At 39.6% G+C, this 20,826-nt stretch carries 23 protein-coding genes and 1 riboswitch; of the genes, 11 read left to right on the top strand and 12 right to left on the bottom strand.

What is annotated here, in order from left to right; translation table 11 throughout:
• Nucleotides 1-16 precede the first annotated feature (16 nt).
• Nucleotides 17-1,216: a methionine adenosyltransferase gene (gene metK, locus V7266_RS05075; protein WP_335466328.1), complete on the bottom strand. Its 1,200-nt coding sequence runs from the start codon at nt 1,214-1,216 to the stop codon at nt 17-19.
• Between the two features lie 309 nt (nt 1,217-1,525).
• Nucleotides 1,526-1,664: riboswitch (SAM riboswitch) on the bottom strand.
• A gap of 266 nt (nt 1,665-1,930) precedes the next feature.
• Between metK and pckA the strand changes: the two genes are divergently transcribed.
• Nucleotides 1,931-3,517 (top strand): phosphoenolpyruvate carboxykinase (ATP), encoded by a 1,587-nt coding sequence (gene pckA, locus V7266_RS05070; protein WP_335466326.1) that lies wholly within the window; start codon nt 1,931-1,933, stop codon nt 3,515-3,517.
• 178 nt (nt 3,518-3,695) lie between these two features.
• Here pckA and V7266_RS05065 read toward each other — a convergent pair whose 3' ends face one another.
• Both V7266_RS05065 and V7266_RS05060 read right to left on the bottom strand, forming a co-directional pair.
• Entirely contained in the window at nt 3,696-3,938 is a 243-nt protein-coding gene (locus V7266_RS05065) for a DUF2584 domain-containing protein (RefSeq protein ID WP_335466324.1), read from the bottom strand.
• Between the two features lie 37 nt (nt 3,939-3,975).
• Complete coding sequence (locus tag V7266_RS05060) at nt 3,976-4,767, bottom strand: alpha/beta hydrolase family protein (RefSeq protein ID WP_335466323.1); 792 nt, start codon at nt 4,765-4,767, stop codon at nt 3,976-3,978.
• 132 nt (nt 4,768-4,899) lie between these two features.
• Here V7266_RS05060 and V7266_RS05055 point away from each other — a divergent pair, with 132 nt between their 5' ends.
• Genes V7266_RS05055 through V7266_RS05045 form a run of 3 tightly spaced genes read left to right on the top strand, consistent with a single transcriptional unit; the run spans nt 4,900 to nt 7,502 of the window.
• Complete coding sequence (locus tag V7266_RS05055; protein WP_335466322.1) at nt 4,900-5,916, top strand: ABC transporter substrate-binding protein; 1,017 nt, start codon at nt 4,900-4,902, stop codon at nt 5,914-5,916.
• A 22-nt stretch (nt 5,917-5,938) separates the two neighbouring features.
• Nucleotides 5,939-6,715, top strand: coding sequence for an ABC transporter ATP-binding protein (locus V7266_RS05050; RefSeq protein WP_335466321.1), 777 nt, complete (start codon nt 5,939-5,941; stop codon nt 6,713-6,715).
• Nucleotides 6,696-7,502: an ABC transporter permease gene (locus V7266_RS05045; protein ID WP_335466319.1), complete on the top strand. Its 807-nt coding sequence runs from the start codon at nt 6,696-6,698 to the stop codon at nt 7,500-7,502. Before V7266_RS05050 ends, V7266_RS05045 begins: the two co-directional genes overlap by 20 nt.
• Nucleotides 7,503-7,522: 20 nt before the next feature.
• Here V7266_RS05045 and ytkD read toward each other — a convergent pair whose 3' ends face one another.
• Both ytkD and V7266_RS05035 read right to left on the bottom strand, forming a co-directional pair.
• Entirely contained in the window at nt 7,523-8,005 is a 483-nt protein-coding gene (gene ytkD / locus V7266_RS05040) for an RNA deprotection pyrophosphohydrolase (protein WP_335466317.1), read from the bottom strand.
• A gap of 81 nt (nt 8,006-8,086) precedes the next feature.
• Nucleotides 8,087-8,410 carry a hydrolase gene (locus V7266_RS05035; protein ID WP_335466316.1) on the bottom strand — a complete coding sequence of 108 codons (324 nt, stop codon included), beginning with the start codon at nt 8,408-8,410 and terminating at the stop codon, nt 8,087-8,089.
• Nucleotides 8,411-8,640: 230 nt separating this feature from the next.
• Here V7266_RS05035 and V7266_RS05030 point away from each other — a divergent pair, with 230 nt between their 5' ends.
• On the top strand, nt 8,641-8,898 hold the full coding sequence (locus tag V7266_RS05030) for a DUF6154 family protein (protein WP_335466315.1): 258 nt from the start codon (nt 8,641-8,643) through the stop codon (nt 8,896-8,898).
• 109 nt (nt 8,899-9,007) lie between these two features.
• Nucleotides 9,008-9,178 carry a YtzI protein gene (gene ytzI / locus V7266_RS05025; protein WP_335466313.1) on the top strand — a complete coding sequence of 57 codons (171 nt, stop codon included), beginning with the start codon at nt 9,008-9,010 and terminating at the stop codon, nt 9,176-9,178.
• A gap of 39 nt (nt 9,179-9,217) precedes the next feature.
• Here the strand turns inward: ytzI and V7266_RS05020 are convergent, their stop codons facing one another.
• On the bottom strand, nt 9,218-9,691 hold the full coding sequence (locus tag V7266_RS05020) for an S-ribosylhomocysteine lyase (protein ID WP_335466312.1): 474 nt from the start codon (nt 9,689-9,691) through the stop codon (nt 9,218-9,220).
• 149 nt (nt 9,692-9,840) lie between these two features.
• Here V7266_RS05020 and yidD point away from each other — a divergent pair, with 149 nt between their 5' ends.
• Nucleotides 9,841-10,068, top strand: coding sequence for a membrane protein insertion efficiency factor YidD (gene yidD, locus V7266_RS05015; RefSeq protein WP_335466310.1), 228 nt, complete (start codon nt 9,841-9,843; stop codon nt 10,066-10,068).
• Here yidD and V7266_RS05010 read toward each other — a convergent pair.
• A complete protein-coding gene (locus tag V7266_RS05010) occupies nt 10,065-10,634 on the bottom strand; it encodes a beta-class carbonic anhydrase (RefSeq protein ID WP_335466309.1) in 570 nt (189 codons plus the stop codon). The two genes, yidD and V7266_RS05010, sit on opposite strands and share 4 nt — an antisense overlap.
• Nucleotides 10,635-10,837: 203 nt before the next feature.
• Between V7266_RS05010 and V7266_RS05005 the strand changes: the two genes are divergently transcribed.
• From V7266_RS05005 to V7266_RS04990, 4 genes are all read left to right on the top strand, one after another.
• Entirely contained in the window at nt 10,838-11,770 is a 933-nt protein-coding gene (locus V7266_RS05005) for a metal ABC transporter solute-binding protein, Zn/Mn family (protein ID WP_335466307.1), read from the top strand.
• Between the two features lie 205 nt (nt 11,771-11,975).
• On the top strand, nt 11,976-13,337 hold the full coding sequence (locus V7266_RS05000; protein WP_335466305.1) for a cytochrome ubiquinol oxidase subunit I: 1,362 nt from the start codon (nt 11,976-11,978) through the stop codon (nt 13,335-13,337).
• A gap of 15 nt (nt 13,338-13,352) precedes the next feature.
• Nucleotides 13,353-14,396, top strand: coding sequence for a cytochrome d ubiquinol oxidase subunit II (locus V7266_RS04995; protein WP_335466303.1), 1,044 nt, complete (start codon nt 13,353-13,355; stop codon nt 14,394-14,396).
• Between the two features lie 79 nt (nt 14,397-14,475).
• Nucleotides 14,476-14,637 (top strand): DUF1540 domain-containing protein, encoded by a 162-nt coding sequence (locus tag V7266_RS04990; protein ID WP_098531957.1) that lies wholly within the window; start codon nt 14,476-14,478, stop codon nt 14,635-14,637.
• Nucleotides 14,638-14,769: 132 nt separating this feature from the next.
• On the opposite strand, the gene menC is transcribed toward V7266_RS04990, so the two are convergent.
• The 5 genes from menC to menD all read right to left on the bottom strand — a co-directional run bounded on the left by menC (nt 14,770) and on the right by menD (nt 20,825).
• Complete coding sequence (gene menC, locus V7266_RS04985) at nt 14,770-15,876, bottom strand: o-succinylbenzoate synthase (RefSeq protein ID WP_335466301.1); 1,107 nt, start codon at nt 15,874-15,876, stop codon at nt 14,770-14,772.
• 5 nt (nt 15,877-15,881) lie between these two features.
• Entirely contained in the window at nt 15,882-17,360 is a 1,479-nt protein-coding gene (locus V7266_RS04980) for an o-succinylbenzoate--CoA ligase (RefSeq protein ID WP_335466299.1), read from the bottom strand.
• A 75-nt stretch (nt 17,361-17,435) separates the two neighbouring features.
• A complete protein-coding gene (gene menB, locus V7266_RS04975) occupies nt 17,436-18,251 on the bottom strand; it encodes a 1,4-dihydroxy-2-naphthoyl-CoA synthase (protein ID WP_335466297.1) in 816 nt (271 codons plus the stop codon).
• 16 nt (nt 18,252-18,267) lie between these two features.
• Nucleotides 18,268-19,077 (bottom strand): 2-succinyl-6-hydroxy-2,4-cyclohexadiene-1-carboxylate synthase, encoded by an 810-nt coding sequence (gene menH / locus V7266_RS04970; RefSeq protein WP_335466296.1) that lies wholly within the window; start codon nt 19,075-19,077, stop codon nt 18,268-18,270.
• Nucleotides 19,074-20,825 (bottom strand): 2-succinyl-5-enolpyruvyl-6-hydroxy-3-cyclohexene-1-carboxylic-acid synthase, encoded by a 1,752-nt coding sequence (gene menD, locus V7266_RS04965; RefSeq protein WP_335466295.1) that lies wholly within the window; start codon nt 20,823-20,825, stop codon nt 19,074-19,076. The genes menH and menD overlap by 4 nt, the downstream gene beginning before the upstream one ends.
• Nucleotide 20,826: the final 1 nt, after the last annotated feature.

Below are 20,826 nucleotides of genomic sequence, written 5' to 3'. Positions count from 1 at the left end.
GCAACTCCCTTCTGAATTATAGATTTGCTTGCTGGCTTAACACTTCTGCTTTGTCAGTGCGCTCCCAAGGAAGATCAATATCTGTACGTCCAAAGTGGCCGTAAGCAGCTGTTTTCTTGTAGATTGGGCGGCGAAGATCAAGCATTTTAATGATACCAGCTGGACGAAGATCAAAGTTCTGTTCTACTAAAGTAACTAATTGCTCTTCGTTCACTTTACCTGTTCCAAATGTATCAATTGAAATGGAAACCGGTCTTGCGACACCAATCGCATAGGCAAGCTGTACTTCGCACTTGTCTGCAAGTCCTGCAGCAACGATATTTTTGGCTACATAACGAGCAGCATAGGCAGCTGAGCGGTCAACCTTTGTAGGATCTTTACCGGAAAATGCACCGCCGCCATGACGAGCATAACCGCCATAGGTATCCACGATAATTTTACGGCCTGTTAAACCTGCATCTCCTTGTGGTCCGCCGATAACGAAACGGCCCGTTGGATTAATAAAATATTTCGTATTTTCATCAATTAGTTCTTTTGGTACTACAGGATTAATAACATATTCCTTCACGTTACGCTGAATTTGCTCCAATGAAATTTCTGGGTGATGCTGTGTTGAAATGACAATCGTATCAATTCGTACAGGTTTATCGTTCTCATCATATTCAACTGTTACTTGCGTTTTACCATCCGGACGAAGATAAGGTAGTAAATCCTCTTTCCGTACTTCTGTTAAACGCCGGGCTAGTTTATGCGCAAGTGAGATTGGAAGCGGCATAAGTTCTTTTGTTTCATTACAAGCAAAACCAAACATTAACCCTTGGTCCCCTGCACCGATTGCTTCAATTTGCTCCTCTGACATTTGACCTTCACGAGCTTCAAGGGCTTGGTTAACACCCATCGCAATATCAGGAGATTGTTCATCAATAGAAGTTAAGACCGCACAAGTTTCGGAGTCAAAACCATATTTGGCACGATTATAACCGATTCCTTTGATTGTTTCACGAACGATCTTAGGAATATCTACATAAGTAGATGTAGTGATTTCTCCTGCTACTAGAACTAATCCGGTTGTTACTGAAGTTTCAGCGGCAACACGAGCATTAGCATCTTTCGCTAAAATGGCATCTAAAATGGAATCAGAAATTTGGTCACATATCTTGTCAGGATGACCTTCGGTTACTGATTCAGAAGTAAACAAACGACGTTTTGTTGACATCTGAATTCCTCCTTATTATGGAATAAAGTGAGGTTAGCTGTATGGGTTTTATGTATACCTGCCATTTAACCTCGAATTGATACGGAACTCATTCCCTTAGTAGTATGAAATAAACATGGGATTATTATTATAGAAATGCAAAAGTGCCTTGGTGCTTGGACCAGACTATTTTTCTCATTTCATTATCATTCCCTGGCAGTTTATACGATGGAAGAAAAAGTACATTATGTAGCAATAGCACGTAAAACAACAAAAAACCTTCCCATCAAATGAGGAAAGGTTGTTAGCAAAATTTCTGCGTGCCTTTCACTCTTATCGTTCAAGGTCAAGCCTTGCTTCAGGTTTAGCACCTTTGCCCGAAATAGGCGGATTCATCAGGATCCGTTTTTTTCGTTTGCAGGTTGCTGGGTTTCATAGGGCCTGTCCCTCCACCAGCTCGGGATAAGAGAGTATCCGTTCAAGGGTAAATCATAACCTACTATTTCAGACAATGTCAATGAATTTATATCAAATTTTTCCTTATAAAAGAGTAAATTGTTACTTTAGATCATTTAATGCCTACTCATATTTATCATTCATTATCCCAAGACTTTTGTCTTATTACACGAATAAATCATTAAATATTCACATAATTTCAATTATTAGTATAGACTATTAAAATCAATGTGTTATACTATTTAACAAATAACCAAAGTAAAGGAAGGTTTTCAGTCAATGAATTCTGTTCACATTCCAACTGAATTAAAGCAATTATTGCAAGGAAGTCATACACAGGTTCAACTATCCGTCCCTCAATTAGTAGAAAAAGTTTTAAGAAGAAACGAGGGAAAGTTAACCTCCACCGGCGCTGTCAGTGTATCTACTGGTAAATATACTGGACGTTCACCACAGGATAAATTTATTGTTATGGAAGAGTCTACCAAAGAAAAAGTTGCGTGGGGACCGACTAATCAGTCCATTTCTAAAGAAGCTTTTACGAACCTTTATCATAAAGTACTTGATTACTTAAGACAGCAAAACGAGATATATGTGTTCAAAGGGTTTGCCGGAGCCGATAAAAAGTCCCGGCTTCCTATTCAAGTAATCAATGAATATGCCTGGCATAATCTATTTGCCCATCAGTTATTTATTCGACCAACAGAAGAGGAATTGCTGACACATGAAGCTGGTTTTACAGTCATTTCCGCCCCCAATTTTAAAGCGGACCCACTGATTGATGGAACAAATTCTGAAACCTTTATTGTCATCTCTTTTGAACAAAAAATTGTCTTAATTGGCGGCACGGAATACGCTGGGGAAATGAAAAAGTCCATCTTTTCAGTGATGAATTATTTGCTGCCGGAAAATAATATTTTCTCCATGCATTGTTCTGCCAACGTTGGCGTTGAGGGAGATGTGGCTTTATTCTTTGGATTGTCCGGAACAGGAAAGACCACGCTTTCAGCAGATCCAAATCGGCGCTTAATTGGCGATGATGAACACGGCTGGTCATCTAATGGGGTTTTTAATATCGAAGGCGGCTGCTATGCCAAGTGTATTAATCTTTCCCGTGAAAAAGAGCCGCAAATTTTTGATGCAATTCGATTTGGGACCGTTTTAGAAAACGTAGTCCTGAATTTGGAGTCAAGGCTTCCTGATTATGATGACGGCACCCAGACGGAAAATACGCGGGCTGCCTATCCGATGGATTCAATTGAAAATATCATCCAGCCGAGTATTGCGGGTCACCCTAATACCATTGTCTTTTTAACAGCAGATGCCTTTGGAGTTTTACCTCCCATTGCAAAATTAACAAAGGAACAGGCCATGTATCACTTTTTAAGCGGGTATACTTCTAAGCTTGCCGGGACTGAACGTGGGGTTACATCCCCGGAAGCGACTTTCTCAACATGCTTTGGGGCACCGTTCCTTCCACTTCCAGCCACACGCTATGCGGAAATGCTCGGAGAAAAAATTCTAGAGCATAACGTGAATGTCTTTTTAGTGAATACAGGCTGGACGGGCGGAGAATATGGGATTGGAAACAGAATGAAGTTATCCTATACCAGAGCAATGGTTCAAGCAGCCTTAGAGGGAGAACTAAACCATGTAGAGACTGTAAAAGAGCAAATATTTGGCCTAAATATTCCGGTTCATGTGGCTGGAGTACCTGATGAAGTACTTCAACCGAATCAAACATGGGCGGACCAACACACCTATGAGAAAAAAGCAAAGGAACTAGCCGCGAAATTCCGTGAAAACTTCAAGAAGTTCACCAATGTTCAACCTGAAATTGAAAAACAAGGCGGACCACTTAAATAAGAAAAGCGCAGCGGTGCACGCCTCTCGGCTTTTGACCCCGAGCCGATGGCGCCTGGAGCTGGACAATTCTCGAAGTCAAAAACATTTATATGTTCTCATAAGAAAGCCCATATCATTTGCGATATGGGCTTTTCTTTTCTTTCCTGCACTATTTTAAAAAAAGAGTTTATCTCCAAGTTTAGTTCGTAGTATTTAAGGATACTAATTGATAGGTTACGGTTGTGGTGTTTTTTTGCCATTCCACTTTTTTAATGATCGCCGTTCCACTTGAATCGCAATCGATTGTTTTTTTGACATCAATCGGAATTTCTATTGGATAAAGTCTATATCCTTCTTTCTCTAACTCAAAAAGATTTTCCTCTATCCTTTGCTCCCTGCCCTTTGTCACAATCATCGTATTCATTTCAAGAGGCATACCCATACATATCCGCTCCTCCATTTATATTATCTTTATTTTATCATCTTTTAGCATGATTTTTCATCCAGTTTGATAAATCATGTACGACTTTTCTATTTACTGCCGGTGGAAAATAGTGGGTAAACTCTTCAAAGTACCAGCATTCTACTGATTTATCCAGTGATCTCAGCCTTCTCTCAAGTCGATGAGCGTGCTCAATGGACACATTTTGATCCTGTACACCATGAATGATGAGAACTGGGGCTTCCATTTTATCAAGTTCATAAAGTGCGGTTCTTTCTTTATATCGTTCCGGATACTTATCAGGTGTACCTCCAATGACCCTTTTCATCATTCTCCGCAAATCTTTTCGTTCCCTATAGGTAAGGTCCATATCACTAAGACCTCCCCATGTAACGATTGAGGCGGCTTCCGGAAATCGGATACCTGTCCATAACGCCATAACCCCTCCGCGTGAAAAGCCAAAGATATGAATATCCTTTACTCCGGGAAGTGACCTCAATACCTCGTAGGCAGCAAATGCATCTTCCTTGTCTTTTCCGGCAAAATCTTCATTCCCCTCTCCCCCTTGATTTCCACGGTAAAAAGGGGCAAAAACAATAAACCCCTCGGAGGCAAACTGAGCAATTCTCGATGGTCTCACTTTTCCAACATTTTTTATCCCGCCTCTTAAATAAAGAAATCCGTCCGAAATTCCTTCATGAATCGGCACTGCCAGCATACCTTTTACTTTTAATCCATTGGAAAGGTAGGTAATGAGGGTTAATTTAACGTTTGGATTGGGAGAAGGAAATCGAATGCTTTCTATGATTGTGCCATTATTTATGTCCATCTATCGTCCATCCTTTATACTAATTTTAAAAATAAACTGTACCTAGGCATTCACACATTTTCTCCCCCTACATACGATATCTTAGGCAATTAGCCCAGATTTATGAAAAGGGTATTAAAGGGGGTCCCATAAATGAAAAGATGGAAGAAAATGAGTTTCTCCTTGCTTCTCATTAGCGTGCTAATGGTTTCATTGGCCGCATGTAATAACGATTCAACCACAACTACCAAAAAATTAGAGAAAGTTCGAATTGCGGAAGTGACTCGGTCAATCTTTTATGCACCACAATATGTAGCCCTTGCAAAAGGATTTTTTAAGGATGAGGGATTAGATGTGACGCTAACCACGACTCCTGGCGGCGATAAAACGATGACAACGTTAATCTCAGGCGGTGCAGATATTGCATTGGTTGGTTCGGAAACATCCATTTATGTTTATGCGCAAGGGTCCAATGATCCGGTCATCAATTTTGCCCAGCTTACCCAGACTGATGGCACATTCCTTGTGGCAAGAGAAAAAATCGATAACTTTTCATGGGATATGCTAAAAGGGAAAACTTTCCTTGGACAGCGTAAAGGCGGAATGCCGCAAATGGTTGGTGAATTTGTACTAAAGAAACATGGAATTGATCCACATAATGACCTAAATTTAATTCAAAATGTTGATTATGCAAATATAGCCAACGCCTTTGCTTCTGGAACCGGCGAATTTGTGCAGCTTTTTGAACCGACAGCAAGTATCTTTGAAAAACAAGGGAAGGGCTACATTGTTGCATCATTTGGTAAGGAATCCGGCCATGTACCTTATACCACTTTTATGGCAAAACAAAGCTATATAAAGGAAAATAGTGATACTGTTGAAAAATTCACGAGAGCTATTTATAAAGCACAGCAGTGGGTGCAAACACACAGTTCCGAAGAAGTGGCCAAAGCTGTTATGACCTATTTTCCAGATACCGATATTGATATTATGACAACGGTTGTAGATCGTTATAAGAGCCAAGGCTCGTTTGCAACAGACCCTATATTGGACGAAGAAGAATGGAACAATCTCCAAAACATCATGAAAGAAGCCGGTGAACTTCCGAAAGAAGTAGACTATAAGACGCTTGTTAATACAAAAATGGCTAAGGACGTCATGAAAGAATAATTTGGAAAGGGAGGCCGGTATCATGAGCTTCTTAAAGGTTCAGGATCTTCATCACACTTATTTCACTAAAGCCTCTGTCACCACGGCCCTCTCCGATATTTCACTAACTGTTGAGGAGGGGGAGTTTGTCTCCTTTCTCGGCCCAAGCGGCTGTGGAAAGACCACGCTGCTCTCAATAATATCAAGCTTGCTAAAACCAACTCAAGGAACAGTTCTGTTAGAAAACAAGCCCGTTTCAACCGCTAAAAATGAAATCGGCTATATGCTGCAGCAGGATTATTTGTTTCCTTGGAAAACGATTGAAGAAAATATATTATTAGGCCTTAAGTTATCGAAACGGCTAAATGAAAAAACAAAGTCCGCTGCACTAAACTTATTAAGCCAGATCGGCCTAAATGGTGTAGAAAAACAACTGCCTAAGCAATTATCAGGCGGAATGAGACAGAGGGCCGCCCTCGTTCGAACACTCGCAACAGAACCAAAGCTTCTAATGCTTGACGAGCCATTTTCTGCTCTCGATTACCAAACCAAGCTAAAGCTAGAGGATTTAGTTTCACAGACTTTGGATGAGTTTGGAAAGACAGCTATCCTTGTTACCCATGATATCGGTGAAGCCATTGCTATGAGCGACCGCATCTTTTTATTTTCATCAAAGCCTGGAAAAATTCATAAAATTTTCGAAATGCCGGAGGAGCTAAAGAGGCTTTCCCCTTTTGATGCGAGAAATCATGAGGCTTACCAAGGTATTTTCCAAACGATATGGAAGGAGTTGGAGTCTCTTGAGCCAAGAAAAAGATAGTGTTGAGCTCCTCCATAATAAATATCTGAAATCTATAAAATACGAAAAAAGATGGGTGCGTTTTTACCAACTGATTATTTTCCTGCTCTTATTTTTGAGTTGGGAATTGTTTAGCAGGATGCAGTGGATTGATCCGCTCCTTTTCAGTTCCCCTACAAAGATCTGGGCTTTATTTATAGAAAAAATTCAAGACGGCTCATTGCTAACAAACTTAGGGGCCACTTTACTAGAAACGATCATTGGCTTTATCGTAAGCACCATACTCGGAGTCATCATCGCTGCGTTTCTCTGGTGGTCTCCAATGATTTCCAAAATACTTGACCCTTATCTAGTCATTTTTAATGCAATGCCCAAGGTCGCGTTAGGACCAGTCATTATTGTCGCACTTAGTCCTGGATATACCTCCATTATCGCCAATGGCGTCATTATTTCAGTTATTATTACGGCTCTTGTCGTATATACTTCCTTCAAAGAAGTGGACTCCAACTATCTAAAGGTCCTTCAAACCTTTGGAGCAACACGACTTCAATGTTTTAAGGAAGCCATCATGCCAGCCAGCTTCCCAGCGATTATATCCACATTGAAAGTAAATGTTGGACTTTCATGGGTAGGGGTGATTGTTGGCGAATTCCTTGTATCCACAAAAGGACTCGGATACTTGATCATCTACGGATTCCAAGTATTTAATTTTACGCTAGTTTTCTTATCGCTATTGGTGATCGCCGTGTTTGCCACGATTATGTATCAACTAGTAGATGTTTTAGAAAAAAAATTAATTAAAGAATAGCAGGAGATTTAAACCTTCTGCTATTTCTCTTCATGTTGGAGCTTCTTGATATAGTTAACACATTCTTCAATTACTTGATCTTTCATAATAAAACTATACTTATCAGTTAAGCGAAGCTGCAAAATGTCGCCTTCGACAGCAACCGGCCCATTTGTTTCAAAATAGGTTTTGGTATGCTCTACTCGATCCACTTTCCCCCAAAAAACAGCCTTAACAAAAGCCCCGTTGGTGTCATTCACTTTGTACTCTGCAATGTATTGAAGGTCACTCAGAATGGCTCCTGTCTCCTCAAATGTTTCTCTTCTCGCTGCTTCTTCCAGTGTTTCACCTACTTCAACTTTACCACCTGGAAATTCCAATCCTCGAAGTTTATGATGGGTTAAAAACCAGCCATTTTTAAATTGACAAATGACCAAAACATGTTTAGCCTTCATAGTAAAGGCATGTTGACCAAAGATAAGTTCGATCTTATTTCCGTTGAAATCGAGAAACTCCTTCATCATAATCCGCCCCAAGTTTTCTTTAATGATATAATTATATATAAAAAAGGAGAATCCTTAAACTTTTGGATTCTCCTCACAGGATTAATGATTCTTCGGTAAGATGTTCATGCTTTCAATATGTGTTTTCGCCTCTTGGTCCCCTAATTGGTATATCATACCATAAACCTGTTGAATGGTACTATCGTAGCTGTCATTCTCCCTATCATAATGGTATTGAACAAAAGGGACATGGGCTCTAAAAAAGTTCTTCCACTCTGTGGAGTAGTTTTGATTAAATAACTCTCTTAATTGGGTTATTTCATCATCTGTAGCTTCAATCTTATAGCTCCATGTAGAACTTGAAGCATTACTCATTATTTGACCGGTTCCCACATCAATATAGTAGGTTTTCTTCTGTTCGTTCATTACTTCAACCCCTTTTACTGTTTAGTAATGTACCAATAGAGAAATTTTTATTCTTTTTCACATTTCGACTCATTTTTTATTGTAGTATCCTATATAATAAACATACAACTAAGAAAACAGACTTTTCAGTTAATTTTATCCAGGAAAGGCAGGGATGAATTTATTCGTTTATGGGTATTCCATAAGTAGGATGTTTTTAAAATTAAAAGGTTTTTGCAGGAGGTGGAAAAATGAAAATAGTCGATGAATTATATGCGATGTATCGTAATAAGCTAACTGGTGATGAAGAGGATATTGATATGCTGACATTCGCTTTTTTAGAAGAAATGTCACATGAAGATTTGCTAGCCTTAATACAAGAAATGGATAAACAAGAACTATATGATTTAATGGGCCTTTATCTGATTGAAAGCTTAAAAGGAAAGTTTGCTCAAGAAGAGTACGGCCAGCATCGTACACATACTTATTATCCTAGGAATATACATTGAAATTTACATAACACCTGAACCCGGAAGCGGAAGCGCTTCCTTTTTTATTGGAAATCTTCAGAACTGCTCTTTCATTCATGGTACAATGGTAAGGAAAGGAGGATGAAAAATGTATACAGTCTTGGTTGTTGGGATTATTATTGTTATTGTGGTTTTAATACTAGCAGTTACAACTACTTCTAAAGCATATACTTATAAACATACGGTTGATTCATTGGAAAACAATCCTTATGTTGATCAAGAAGAAAGCAAGAAACAAGAAGATAACCATAAGGCATAAAAAAATTCCTATTCGCAGTTGAATAGGAATTTTTGAACCTTATGCAAATACCTGTTTTAAGTCTTCTTTACTGTGTTGAAGCCAAAAGCGCATTAACTTTTTAGCACCTTCTAAATCATGTAGTTTAGCTTGGCCGCATTGTCTTTCATTTGCAGCAGGAACCTCAATAATTTCAACCGCATCCTTCATCGTATCTTCTAGAAGATCGATGATTTCCTCAACAGTAGGTTCTCCGCTCACAACCAAGTAATAGCCAGTTTGGCAGCCCATTGGCGAAATATCAATGATATCAAAATGGTCATACTTTTCGGAATGCTTGCGGATATTAAAGGCAAGCAAGTGCTCTAATGTATGGATAGCATCTGGTTTCATTGCCTGTTTATTTGGCTGGCAAAAACGGATATCATATTTATTAACCACACCGTCACTGCCCACTTTATGAACGCCGCAATGTCTTACAAATGGGGCTTTAACGGCATTATGATCTAGATCAAAACTTTCAACTGAAGGCATGTTATTCACTCCTTTGTGTATTCTCTCTTTATCATACAATAAAATCCGACTAAATACATCACCTTAGTTACATTTAGCAATTTAGACGATTATTACTATTTATGGTATGTTGTAAGTATGAATCCTGTATTCAAAAGGAGAAGGAATAGATGCTAAAAAAAATCTTTATTTCGCTTATTCGTTTTTATCAAGTCGTTATTTCCCCAATCAAACCGCCTTCATGCCGATTTTATCCTACATGTTCTCAATATGGACTAGAGGCGGTTCAACGGTTTGGCGCCATAAAAGGCGGCTGGCTGACTATTAAGCGAATTTCAAAATGCCATCCCTTTCATCCAGGAGGCGTTGATCCTGTTCCAGAAAAAAAGCAGGATTAGTTCTTATAACCGTCTACAATTAAATCGAGCTTGCCTGTCTTAGGATCAATCACTAAACCGTGAACAGGGACATCATTTGGCATTAATGGATGATTTTTAATCATATCCACACTGTGCTCGACACTCTCGGTCACACTATCAAAGCCATGGAGCCACTGTTCAATGTCAATCCCAGAATATGTAAGGGTTTTAAGAGTTTCCTCAGATATCCCTCTTGCTTTCATACTTTCAATCACGGGTTCCGGCTTCATACCGAGCATACCGCAATCGTGGTGGGCAATAACCAAGACTTCCTGCGCTTTTAATTGATATAAAGCAACTAAAATACTGCGCATCACACTTCCAAAAGGATGTGACAATAATGCCCCGGCATCCTTAATAATCTTGGCATCCCCATTCCCCAAGTTCAATGCTTTAGGCAAAAGCTCTAATAGCCGCGTATCCATACATGTAAGAATGACCATCTTTTTGTTAGGGAATTTGGTTGTTTCATACTTCTCGTATTCATGGTCTTCTACAAATTTTTGATTGTAATCTAAAATGTCGTTTAAAATTGTACTGCTCATATAAATCCCACCTTTCCTATTAAGCATACATAATATGCCTTGTATGTAACAAATATTATACTTGAAAATTGGTAATTTTTTTTGTAAGATATTTATGGAAATCGGAATCGTTCCGGATTATACGCCATCTAGCTTTTAGATTCCTAAAATATAACTAACAAATCGTAATAAATCCGATTTGATATATAATTGAAGGAGTATTTATGAAAAAAGTCATCCTAATTCTCTCTTTCTTCCTTCTGTTAAGCCTCATGCTGTCTGGCTGTTCAAATGATAATAGTCAGTCTAAAGAAAAGAAAGACCAATTAACCATCTATACAACTGTCTACCCCTTGCAATATTTTGCAGAACAAATTGGTGGAAAATATGTCAATGTAAAAACCATTTATCCTCCTGGGGCTGATGAGCATACCTTTGAACCATCTCAAAAAGATATGATGAATTTAGCAGATTCAGACTTATTCTTCTATATTGGTCTTGGCTTGGAAGGTTTTGTAGAAAAGGCAAAAGACACACTAAAAAATGAGAATGTTGAGCTTGTTCCAACGGCCGCTCACCTTAATCTTCCAAAGGACCCTCACTCAGGAGAAGGAGAAGAGCTCGGTACTAACAACGTAAACCCCCATGGTTGGCTCGATCCAGTTTACTGTAAGGAAATGGCCAAAGTCATTCGTGATCGCTTGGTAAGCAAAATGCCGCAAAACAAAGAACTTTTTAATAAGAATTATGATAAACTTGCTGCCGAATTAGATGATCTAAATAATCGATATAAACAGGCCATTTCAAAAGCGAGACACAATAAAATTATGGTTACCCATGCTGCCTTTGGTTATTGGGAAAATCGTTACGGGCTTGAGCAAATTAGTATTTCAGGTCTCTCCACAACCAATGAGCCTACGCAAAAAGAACTTGAAAAGATCATTTCTATCGCGGAGCATGAGGGTATCCACTATATTCTTTTTGAACAAAATGTTCAATCCAAACTAGGCATGGTTGTCCAAAAAGAAATGGGTGCCAAAGCCCTTCATATTCATAATTTAGCCGTACTATCCAAAGATAATCTAAAAAATAAAGAAACCTACTTTACTCTAATGGACGCTAACCTTAAAACAATCGAAATAGCTTTAAATAAATAATGATGGACCTCTCGAATACAATCGGGAGGTTTTTTATTTAGGATGTGTTAACGGTTATTGTTGATTTTTAGATGTTGGTTGGAGCGGAATTCAACACTCATGTTTAGTAAGCCTTTATTTAAAAAAACTTTGGAAATTATTACATAGGAATCCTTTCCCTGCAAACAATAATTTCATATGTGTCTGAAGAGAAAGGAAGAAGCAGATGAGTGATTTAGTAATTGCAAGAAGTTTATTTGGAACAACCATGGGGTTTCATATTATTTTTGCAACGATTGGCGTAGGACTGCCTTTTATGATATTGACAGCCGAGCTGATCTATCAAAAGACAAAAGATATCGAGTACGTGGTCATGGCCAAAAGATGGACAAAAGCCTTTGCTGTCCTGCTTGGAGTAGGAATTCCAACCGGAACCATTGCAGGGGTTCAATTATCCTTGCTTTGGCCAGGGTTTATGGAGGTTATTGGAAGAGTCATGCCGCTTCCCTTTCAAATTGAGATCTATGCCTTTTTTATTGAGGCACTCTTTATGTCCATTTATGTTTACGCTGCTGAAAGAATCGCACCATGGATGAGGATTACAAGCCTTGTATTCGTAGCGATTGGTGCGATGGGCTCAGCCGTATTAATTACCAATGTCCATGCTTTTGAAGGAACACCTGCTGGTTTTAACATTGTCAATGGAAAGATTGTTGATATCGACCCTTGGGCTGCCTTTTTTAACCCAAGCTTTTTTGTAACAGCCGGACATGTTGCGTTGTCAGCTTACACAACTGGTGCCTTTATCGTGGCAACTGTATCAGCCTATAAAATGTTAAAGGCAGAAGGTGCATCGAGGGTCTATCATTTCCATCAGAAAGCATTGCTGTTAAGTTTGGTTGTTGGAGGAATATTTTCATTATTAACAGCCTTAAACGGCCATGAGTCTGCCCAATACTTACATAAATACCAGCCGGAAAAGCTTGCTGCTGCTGAGGGGCTGTTTGAAACGCAATCCCATGCCCCCCTAACGATTGGCGGCCTTACAGATAGAGAAACACAAGAAGTTAAGTATGGACTAGAGATTCCCTGGGCCCTGAGTTTCTTAGCAGGAAACAGCTTTGATACTGTTGTAAAAGGGCTAAATGATTTTCCGGAACAATATTGGCCGCCATTATTTATCCATACGTTATTTAATGCCATGGTAGGGGTAGGATCTTTGCTAATTCTTATTTCTTTCCTTGGACTTGTATTGAAAAAGGTTATAAAAAAGGAGACCTTTCCAAAATGGCTGATGTGGCTGTATGTGGCATCGGGTCCTCTTGCGGTTTTAGGGATCGAGTTCGGCTGGATTTTTGCTTGCACAGGCCGGCAGCCTTGGACAATCTATCGAATTTTGTCCACGGCGGATTCCGCCACTACTTCAACCAATCTTGGCATTCTTTTTGCCTTGTTTGCCTTGGTCTATGTTATTTTGGCTCTCTCGGTACTCTTTGTGCTTAGATATTATTTTAAAAAGAACTCTGTGGTGGATGATTTAAACAGGGCAGATCAAAAGGGCGTGCCATTATTTAGCTCAAATTCTTAAAGAGGTGGAACCAACATGTTGGATGTTTATCTTGCGGTAACAGTCCTATGGGGATTTGTGTTTATCTATGCTGTTATGGCAACAATGGATTTTGGGGCTGGATTTTGGTCCATGTTTTATATTAATCGGGAAAAAACAAAGGCAACAAATATTGCCAATCGTTACCTATCTCCGACTTGGGAGGTAACAAATACTTTTATTGTGGCTCTGGTCGTAGCTGTTTATAGTTTGTTCCCCAGAGGAGCCTATACGCTTGGTACGATTTTATTAATACCGGGAAGTCTTATCCTGTTATTACTTTCGATTCGAAGCGCGTTTCTCGTCTTTTCTAATATTGCAGATGAATATAAAAAGCCGCTTACCTATATTTCCGGAATTTGCGGAATTTTAATTCCTGGCTTATTAATCAGTGTCCTGCCTATTACACATGGAGAATATGTACATTTTTCAACCAACCGGCAAACATTAGATTTAGCTGGACTATTCTCGAGCCCTAATGAATACGCCTTTTTTGGCTTTGCCCTTACGAGTACGTTATTTCTTTCCTCTCTTTTGTTAGCGGATTACTCTAAAGCTTCCGAGGAATTTGACGCCTACAATGCGTACCGTCGGGATGCATTAATAATCGGACCTATCTCATTATTAATGGCTTTTCTGATTATGATTACATTAAAATCAGAAGCTGCTTGGATTTATAATAAAATGATGAATGACCTGCCCTTTCTGTATTTATCACTGGCTTTCTTCTTAATTGGAGGATTGGGTTTATTAATTCCATCCACTAAAACAAAAATAAGGGGATGGCCTCGTTTATCCGTCATTGCGATTACGATTCAGTATTTACTTGCCAGTTATGTCTATGGGCGGGCCCATTTGCCCTATATTGTCTATCCCGAAGTAACCATTCATTCCGCGTTCACTGACCCCAATTCTTTTCGTGCTATTTTTGTCACCTATATTGTTGGTTTCGCGATCCTTTTTCCGGGATTTATTTACTTCTGGAGCTTGTTCATGAATGATAAACGGTACTTAAGACAAATCAAGCTGGGAAGAAAGTAATCTCCGATTTTTGGAAGGGATATAAATGGATGGTTCCTCAAATGCTATTTTTGTATCCTAATTTAAAGGAGCGATACAAATGGCAAAAGATGTTTTGTGTGAGGTAAATAATTGTACGTTTTGGGCAAGTGGAAATAGATGTAGTGCAGATCAAATTTATGTTGTTAGCCATACAGGCGAAACAGCTGATAATAGCAGAGAAACTGACTGTAAAACATTTGAGCCTGTTGAGCTTTCGTAGTTTCAACAAAAAAGGTGAATCAGAACTGCTGATTCACCTTTTTTCTATTAGGCTGTGTTAATCTTGGATGTTGATTTCCACTCCAATCAACATTGTCTCAAAATCAGCAGTAAGCTTTAACACAGCCTCTATTTAAAATCGAAATGTTCTTGTTGATAATAATGTTTCTTTCAGCCTTTTTTCATTTAGGCTAAATCCTATTCCCGGCTCGACAGGCACCTTTATAAAGCCATTATCTACCTGTACCTCAGGAAGAATGATATCTTCTTCCCAAAACCGATTGGATGCAGATATGTCTCCCGGAATGGTGAACCCTGGCAATGACGCCAGAGCAATATTATGGGCACGGGAAATTCCAAACTCAATCATTCCTCCACACCAAACCGGAATATGATGGGCAAAGCAGTAATCATGAATTTGTTTGGCCTCAAATAGGCCGCCGACTCGGCCGACTTTAATATTAATGACCTGACAACTTCCTAGTTCAATGGCCTTTCTTGCATCATCAAAACTTACAATGCTTTCATCCAAGCAAATAGGTGTCTTTATTTCTTTTTGAAGTACAGCATGTTCAATAATATCGTCATGGGCGAGGGGCTGCTCAATCATGAGAAGATTAAATTCATCTAACGCCTTTAGCCGTTCGGTATCCTTTAAGGTATAGGCGGAATTAGCATCTGCCATAATCGGCAATTCAGAATATACTTTTCGTATTTCGGCTAGAAAAGAATAATCCTGTTGGGGGTTGATTTTCACCTTTATCCTTTGGTAACCCTCCTCGAGATACTGCTCAATTTGTTTAAGAGCTTTTGCAGTGGAATCCGTGGCAACGACTACACCCGAAGCAATCACCTGACGGGTCCCGTTAAGAAGGACAGATAAGGGGGATGAGATTTGTTTTGCGTATAAATCCCATAATGCCGTTTCAAGGGCTGCCTTCGCCATATGATTTCTTCTAATCGATTTAAAAAGCAGGGCGGCTTCTTCTGGCTGCTGAATAGGATTTTTTTTTAACAAGGGAATTAATATATCCGTAATCATATGTAAACATGTTGCAACTGTCTCTTCTGTATACCATGGTGTCGAAAAGGCCACTCCCTCTCCCAGCCCAAAGCAGCCATCCTGATCCGAGATTTTTACAATGATCCCTTCACGGTGGTCCACCGCACCTAAATGCGTTAAAAATGGGGATTTTAGGGGCATTTGAACAATATAAAGCTCAACCTGAGCAATTTTCATCCCCCTTACACCCACTCTCTCAGTTTTCTTCGCAGTAATTTCTTAGCTGCATTTCTAGGCAGCTGTTCCGTAAAATAAATAGCCTTAGGCAATTTGTACTTGGCGAGACGCACCATGCAGAATCGCTGCAACTCCTCAACTGATAGATTTGTTCCTTGCCTTTTTACAATAAAGGCGACAGGAACCTGTCCCCATTTTTTATCCTCGATACCAGTAACGCCAGCATCCATTACATCTGTATGCGCCAGTAGGACTGCCTCAAGTTCAGCTGGATAGATATTTTCTCCACCGGAAATAATTAAGTCACTTCGCCGATCTTTAACGTACAAAAATCCTTGCTCATCTACATAACCAATATCGCCTGTATATAACCAGCCACTACGGATCTTTTCTTCTGTAGCTTCGGGGCGGTTTAAATAACCTGGAGTAACATTTGGCCCTTTAACGACAATTTCACCAGGTATACCCGCTTTGGCTGTCTCGCCATTTTCAAGCTCAATCTTAAGCTGGGAAGGGAATAATGGTTTCCCGGCAGAACCAAGCTTTTGCAAGCTGTCTTCCGGAGCTAGTGTGACGATTTGTGAGGAGGTTTCGGTCATTCCGTAAGACTGAAAAACAGGGATATTCTTTTTTACACATGCCTCTAATAATGGTAATGGGGCCGGCCCGCCTCCTAACAGCATGCAGCGAAAAAAGTTTGGAAGTCGTTTGTCCTCCAGTGTTTCAACAATTTGTGATAACATCGTACCCACTACCGACATGATGGTTACCCGTTTCGCTTGAATATCTTTTATCGTTCGTTCCACATCGAAGTGTTCATGAAGAACGATGGGCATCCCATAAATAACACTGCGCATAAGAATGGAAAAACCACTAATATGAAAAAGAGGAACCGAACAGAGCCAGCAGTCACTTTCAATTAAGCCAAGATTCAGTGCTGAACCGGTTGAGCTCCACCAATGATTCCCATATGTCTGGATAACCCCTTTTGGATTACCGGTAGTACCTGATGTATACATAATCGTACAGGTATCAGTAAGACTGATTTCATCTTGAATATAGGGATCCTCTGCCTCTATTTGACTTAGCTGAATCTTTGTAATGGTCATCAATTGTTTGATTTGTTGATTAATCACTGTTTCGGTATCAGTAAAGGATTCCTCTAGAATGAGAAAAGCTGCTTTTGAATCCCTTAATTGAAAGACAAGCTCATTTGCCGTTAATCGATTATTTAAAATAACTGACCGTGCCCCTAGTAACTGAAGAGCTAATAAGATCGTAACGGTATCCAAATGATTCTTCAATAATACACCCACGAATTGCCCTTTTCGTATCCCAAGTGCCTGAAGTTTTCCACTCACTTCCAAGGAACGCTCATATAATTCACTAAAGGTTACCGATTGTTCTTGAAAATAAACAGCAATCCGATTTGGAGTTAAAAGAGCACGTTTGATTAATAAGTTAGGCATCGTTTCATTTTGCATTTTTGCACCCTCTTTTCTCTAGATAAAAACAACAGCCTGATGGATACCATCAAGCTGCAAAAGGGAATCTTCAAATCAAGGGAAACGCGGGAATTGACCAAAGTCAGGCTTGCGTTTTTCTTTAAAGGCATCGCGGCCTTCTTTTGCTTCATCCGTTGTATAATAAAGCAAGGTAGCATCACCGGCAAATTGTTGGATACCAGCTAAACCATCTGTATCAGCATTAAATGCAGCTTTTAAGAAACGAAGAGCCGTTGGACTTTTCTCAAGCATTTCTTCACACCACTTAATGGTTTCTTCTTCTACTTGATCTAATGGGACAACGGTGTTAACTAAGCCCATATCGAGTGCTTCCTGTGCATTATATTGACGGCATAGGTACCATATCTCACGTGCCTTTTTGTGACCGACTATTCTTGCTAAATAACCTGAACCATAACCAGCATCAAAGCTTCCCACTTTTGGACCTGTTTGACCAAAAATAGCGTTATCAGCCGCAATCGTTAAGTCACATACAATATGTAAAACATGACCGCCGCCAATCGCGTAGCCCTTTACCATGGCTACTACCGGTTTTGGAATGACTCGAATTAAGCGCTGAAGGTCTAAAACATTTAAGCGAGGAATTTGGTCGTCTCCTACGTAACCTCCATGTCCTCTTACCTTTTGATCTCCACCGGAACAAAATGCTTTATCTCCGGCACCTGTTAATACAATAACACCAATACTTGAATCATCTCGTGCATAAGCGAACGCATCAATTAATTCCATAACTGTCTTTGGTGTAAAAGCATTATGTACATGTGGACGGTTAATGGTTATTTTTGCAATCCCATTATAAGTTTCATATAGAATTTCTTCGTATTTTTTACCTGGAACCCATTCTACCATAATGATATCCTCCTTATTATTGATTTGACAAAAAGTCACTTACTATTGTACCAAATTTTTCTGGTACTTCCACATGAATTGCATGACCGGAATTTTCAACGACAATCCACTTCGCTTTTTTTAACTTGGCTGACATAGCTTTAGCTATTTGACAAAACTTCAAATCCAACCCGCCAGTAAGCAGCAATACGTCGCAGCTTACTTGGACAAGTTCCTCCCACCATGATGGCTGTGAACCGGTCCCCATCCCTAGCAGGCTATTTGCAAGTCCCTGGGAAGAATTCATTAAGCGCTGTTCTCTTATTTTGCCTTGTACGGCAGCCGGAAGTCTCCTCATCGTTTGGAACAAAGAAATACCTTCCCAATAATCAACAAATGATTTTAATCCCTTGTCTACTATAAATTTTGCAAGTTTAGCATCATTCATACGGCGAAGTTCTCTTTCGCTCTCTGTTTTAAGACCTGGCGATGAGCTTTCTAAGATCAGTTTTCGAACTCGGTTCGGGAAAAGCAGTGCAAAAGTTAGAGCAAGTCGCCCGCCCATGGAATAACCAAGCAAGTCGACTTGGTGAACGCCTATTTTATCCAAGATGTTATTTAAGCTTTTAGCCATGGATTCGATTTGATAATGCTTTAGCCCTTCAGGGGATTCAGTATTACCATGTCCAATGATGTCAGGAACAATCAATCTTGAATGGCTGCCCCATTTGTCAAAAAAGGGTCGCCATGTAGATGAATCGCCCGTAAATCCATGCAATAAGACAAGCGGAAATCCTTCTCCACTAACCTCGAGATGATAGCGAATCCCGTCGACAACCACAATCATTCTTGCGCTCCATTGACAAGATTTGATATTTCCTGGGAAACAGAACGCCAAAGTTCACGATGTTCATCGCGATTTCTGTCTCTATTTGTTTCAATCTCATAAACATGGATACCTTTTTCATGATGGCTTTGTGTTAACAAGGTTCTAAGCTCATCCCAATTTGAAATCTTGCTGTATTTTCCATTAAACATTTTAACCGCATGTTCAAAGTTCAAATTTAATGGTGTACCAAACAATAGTTCAAAGTGCTTAGGATGTTCAGATTGTGGAAGAAAAGAAAAGATTCCTCCGCCGTTATTGTTAACGAGAATAATATGGATATCAATATCGTAAAGTTTGGCCGCAATCAAACCATTTAAGTCATGGAAGAATGTTAAATCCCCCAAAACTAAGTATAAGGGCTTTGAATAAACAGCAGCACCAATTGCGGTTGAAACGGTACCGTCAATTCCATTCGCTCCTCGATTAGCCATTACTTTAATCGATTTATCATTGTTTAAGAAAAAACTATCTAAATCACGGATTGGCATACTGTTACCCACAAAAAGCGTAGCTTCTTCTGGAAGCAAATCAGCTAATTGATAGAATAACTTACCTTCGCTCAATTCTCGTACATCCCGGATAACCGCCATATGTTCTTTTGTCAATTGGTTTACTTTTTTCCAATCATCTAAAAAGACAGAAGAGATGACAGTGTCCAGATTCGATACTAATTTTTCACAAAACATGGTTTCGTTGCAAAAAATCATATTCGTTGATAACACTGAAGGATCACGCCATCCGCCTCCGCCGTCAATTACGTATTGATCAGCACCATGATTTTCTTTTAGGAATATCGTTAACGCTTTCGAAACTGGCATTGCTCCAAATCTTAAGACAACATCCGGCTTAAGAAAAGACTTAGCATCTTCATTCCTTAAAAAGGTATCATATGCTTCAATAATATTCTCAAGCGGATGGCTTCCACTTCGTAATTGTGATAAGGGATCCGCTAAAATAGGATAGTTTAGTTTAGCCCCTAGTTCTGTGACGGCTTTTGCAAATTTCTCATCATCTAGATTGCCGCAAACAATTATTCCCTTTTCTTTTCCTCGTAATTCACCGGCAATGCCTTTAAACTCTTCTTCGCTAATGGTTATATCACCATTGTGGACCTTCACATACCCTTTAGGTCGTTCAGAAAGCGCAAAGAGGTTTTTGTCCATTTTAGGGATGAGTGGTTCACGGAACGGAAAATTCAAATGAACGGGTCCCGCAGGTGCTTGGGTTGCAATAGATGCCGCTCTCGCACAAATGGTTCTCGCATAGCGGAGCATTTCCTTACTTTTCTCTGGTAAAGCCATATCGGCAAACCATTTAACTTGATGACCATACAAATGAAGCTGATCAATGGCCTGTGGAGCCCCTACTTCTCTTAATTCATGCGGTCGGTCAGCTGTTAGAACAAGCAATGGGACACGTGAATATTTGGCCTCCACAATTGCTGGGAAATAATTAGCAGCCGCCGTACCAGATGTGCACAAAATGGCCACAGGCGTGTTTTTAGCTTTTGCCATCCCTAGTCCGAAAAAAGCAGCTGAACGTTCATCAACATGGATATGGACGTTTAAATCAGGGTGTTCAGCCATAACCATTGCCATCGGAGTTGACCTTGAACCAGGGCTAACGATTACATCAGTGATACCTGTTAAGACTAGTTCTGAAACAAAGGCTGCAATAAAAGCAGTTAATGATTCTTGATGATTCATA

Origin of the sequence: Neobacillus drentensis (assembly GCF_036965645.1) — a bacterium.
GTDB classification, from domain to species: Bacteria; Bacillota; Bacilli; order Bacillales; family Cytobacillaceae; genus Neobacillus; species Neobacillus drentensis_D.
Note: the sequence above shows the minus strand (reverse complement) of the source record. Positions and strands in the feature narration are given on the sequence as shown.

Bases quoted from the DNA above. Each gene is read 5' to 3' on its own strand.
- metK (WP_335466328.1), bottom strand. From the start codon at position 1,216: ATGTCAACAAAACGTCGTTTGTTTACTTCTGAATCAGTAACCGAAGGT.
- pckA (WP_335466326.1), top strand. From the start codon at position 1,931: ATGAATTCTGTTCACATTCCAACTGAATTAAAGCAATTATTGCAAGGA.
- V7266_RS05065 (WP_335466324.1), bottom strand. From the start codon at position 3,938: ATGGGTATGCCTCTTGAAATGAATACGATGATTGTGACAAAGGGCAGG.
- V7266_RS05060 (WP_335466323.1), bottom strand. From the start codon at position 4,767: ATGGACATAAATAATGGCACAATCATAGAAAGCATTCGATTTCCTTCT.
- V7266_RS05055 (WP_335466322.1), top strand. From the start codon at position 4,900: ATGAAAAGATGGAAGAAAATGAGTTTCTCCTTGCTTCTCATTAGCGTG.
- V7266_RS05050 (WP_335466321.1), top strand. From the start codon at position 5,939: ATGAGCTTCTTAAAGGTTCAGGATCTTCATCACACTTATTTCACTAAA.
- ytkD (WP_335466317.1), bottom strand. From the start codon at position 8,005: ATGATGAAGGAGTTTCTCGATTTCAACGGAAATAAGATCGAACTTATC.
- V7266_RS05035 (WP_335466316.1), bottom strand. From the start codon at position 8,410: ATGAACGAACAGAAGAAAACCTACTATATTGATGTGGGAACCGGTCAA.
- V7266_RS05030 (WP_335466315.1), top strand. From the start codon at position 8,641: ATGAAAATAGTCGATGAATTATATGCGATGTATCGTAATAAGCTAACT.
- ytzI (WP_335466313.1), top strand. From the start codon at position 9,008: ATGTATACAGTCTTGGTTGTTGGGATTATTATTGTTATTGTGGTTTTA.
- V7266_RS05020 (WP_335466312.1), bottom strand. From the start codon at position 9,691: ATGCCTTCAGTTGAAAGTTTTGATCTAGATCATAATGCCGTTAAAGCC.
- yidD (WP_335466310.1), top strand. From the start codon at position 9,841: ATGCTAAAAAAAATCTTTATTTCGCTTATTCGTTTTTATCAAGTCGTT.
- V7266_RS05010 (WP_335466309.1), bottom strand. From the start codon at position 10,634: ATGAGCAGTACAATTTTAAACGACATTTTAGATTACAATCAAAAATTT.
- V7266_RS05005 (WP_335466307.1), top strand. From the start codon at position 10,838: ATGAAAAAAGTCATCCTAATTCTCTCTTTCTTCCTTCTGTTAAGCCTC.
- V7266_RS05000 (WP_335466305.1), top strand. From the start codon at position 11,976: ATGAGTGATTTAGTAATTGCAAGAAGTTTATTTGGAACAACCATGGGG.
- V7266_RS04995 (WP_335466303.1), top strand. From the start codon at position 13,353: ATGTTGGATGTTTATCTTGCGGTAACAGTCCTATGGGGATTTGTGTTT.
- V7266_RS04990 (WP_098531957.1), top strand. From the start codon at position 14,476: ATGGCAAAAGATGTTTTGTGTGAGGTAAATAATTGTACGTTTTGGGCA.
- menC (WP_335466301.1), bottom strand. From the start codon at position 15,876: ATGAAAATTGCTCAGGTTGAGCTTTATATTGTTCAAATGCCCCTAAAA.
- V7266_RS04980 (WP_335466299.1), bottom strand. From the start codon at position 17,360: ATGCAAAATGAAACGATGCCTAACTTATTAATCAAACGTGCTCTTTTA.
- menB (WP_335466297.1), bottom strand. From the start codon at position 18,251: ATGGTAGAATGGGTTCCAGGTAAAAAATACGAAGAAATTCTATATGAA.
- menH (WP_335466296.1), bottom strand. From the start codon at position 19,077: ATGATTGTGGTTGTCGACGGGATTCGCTATCATCTCGAGGTTAGTGGA.
- menD (WP_335466295.1), bottom strand. From the start codon at position 20,825: ATGAATCATCAAGAATCATTAACTGCTTTTATTGCAGCCTTTGTTTCA.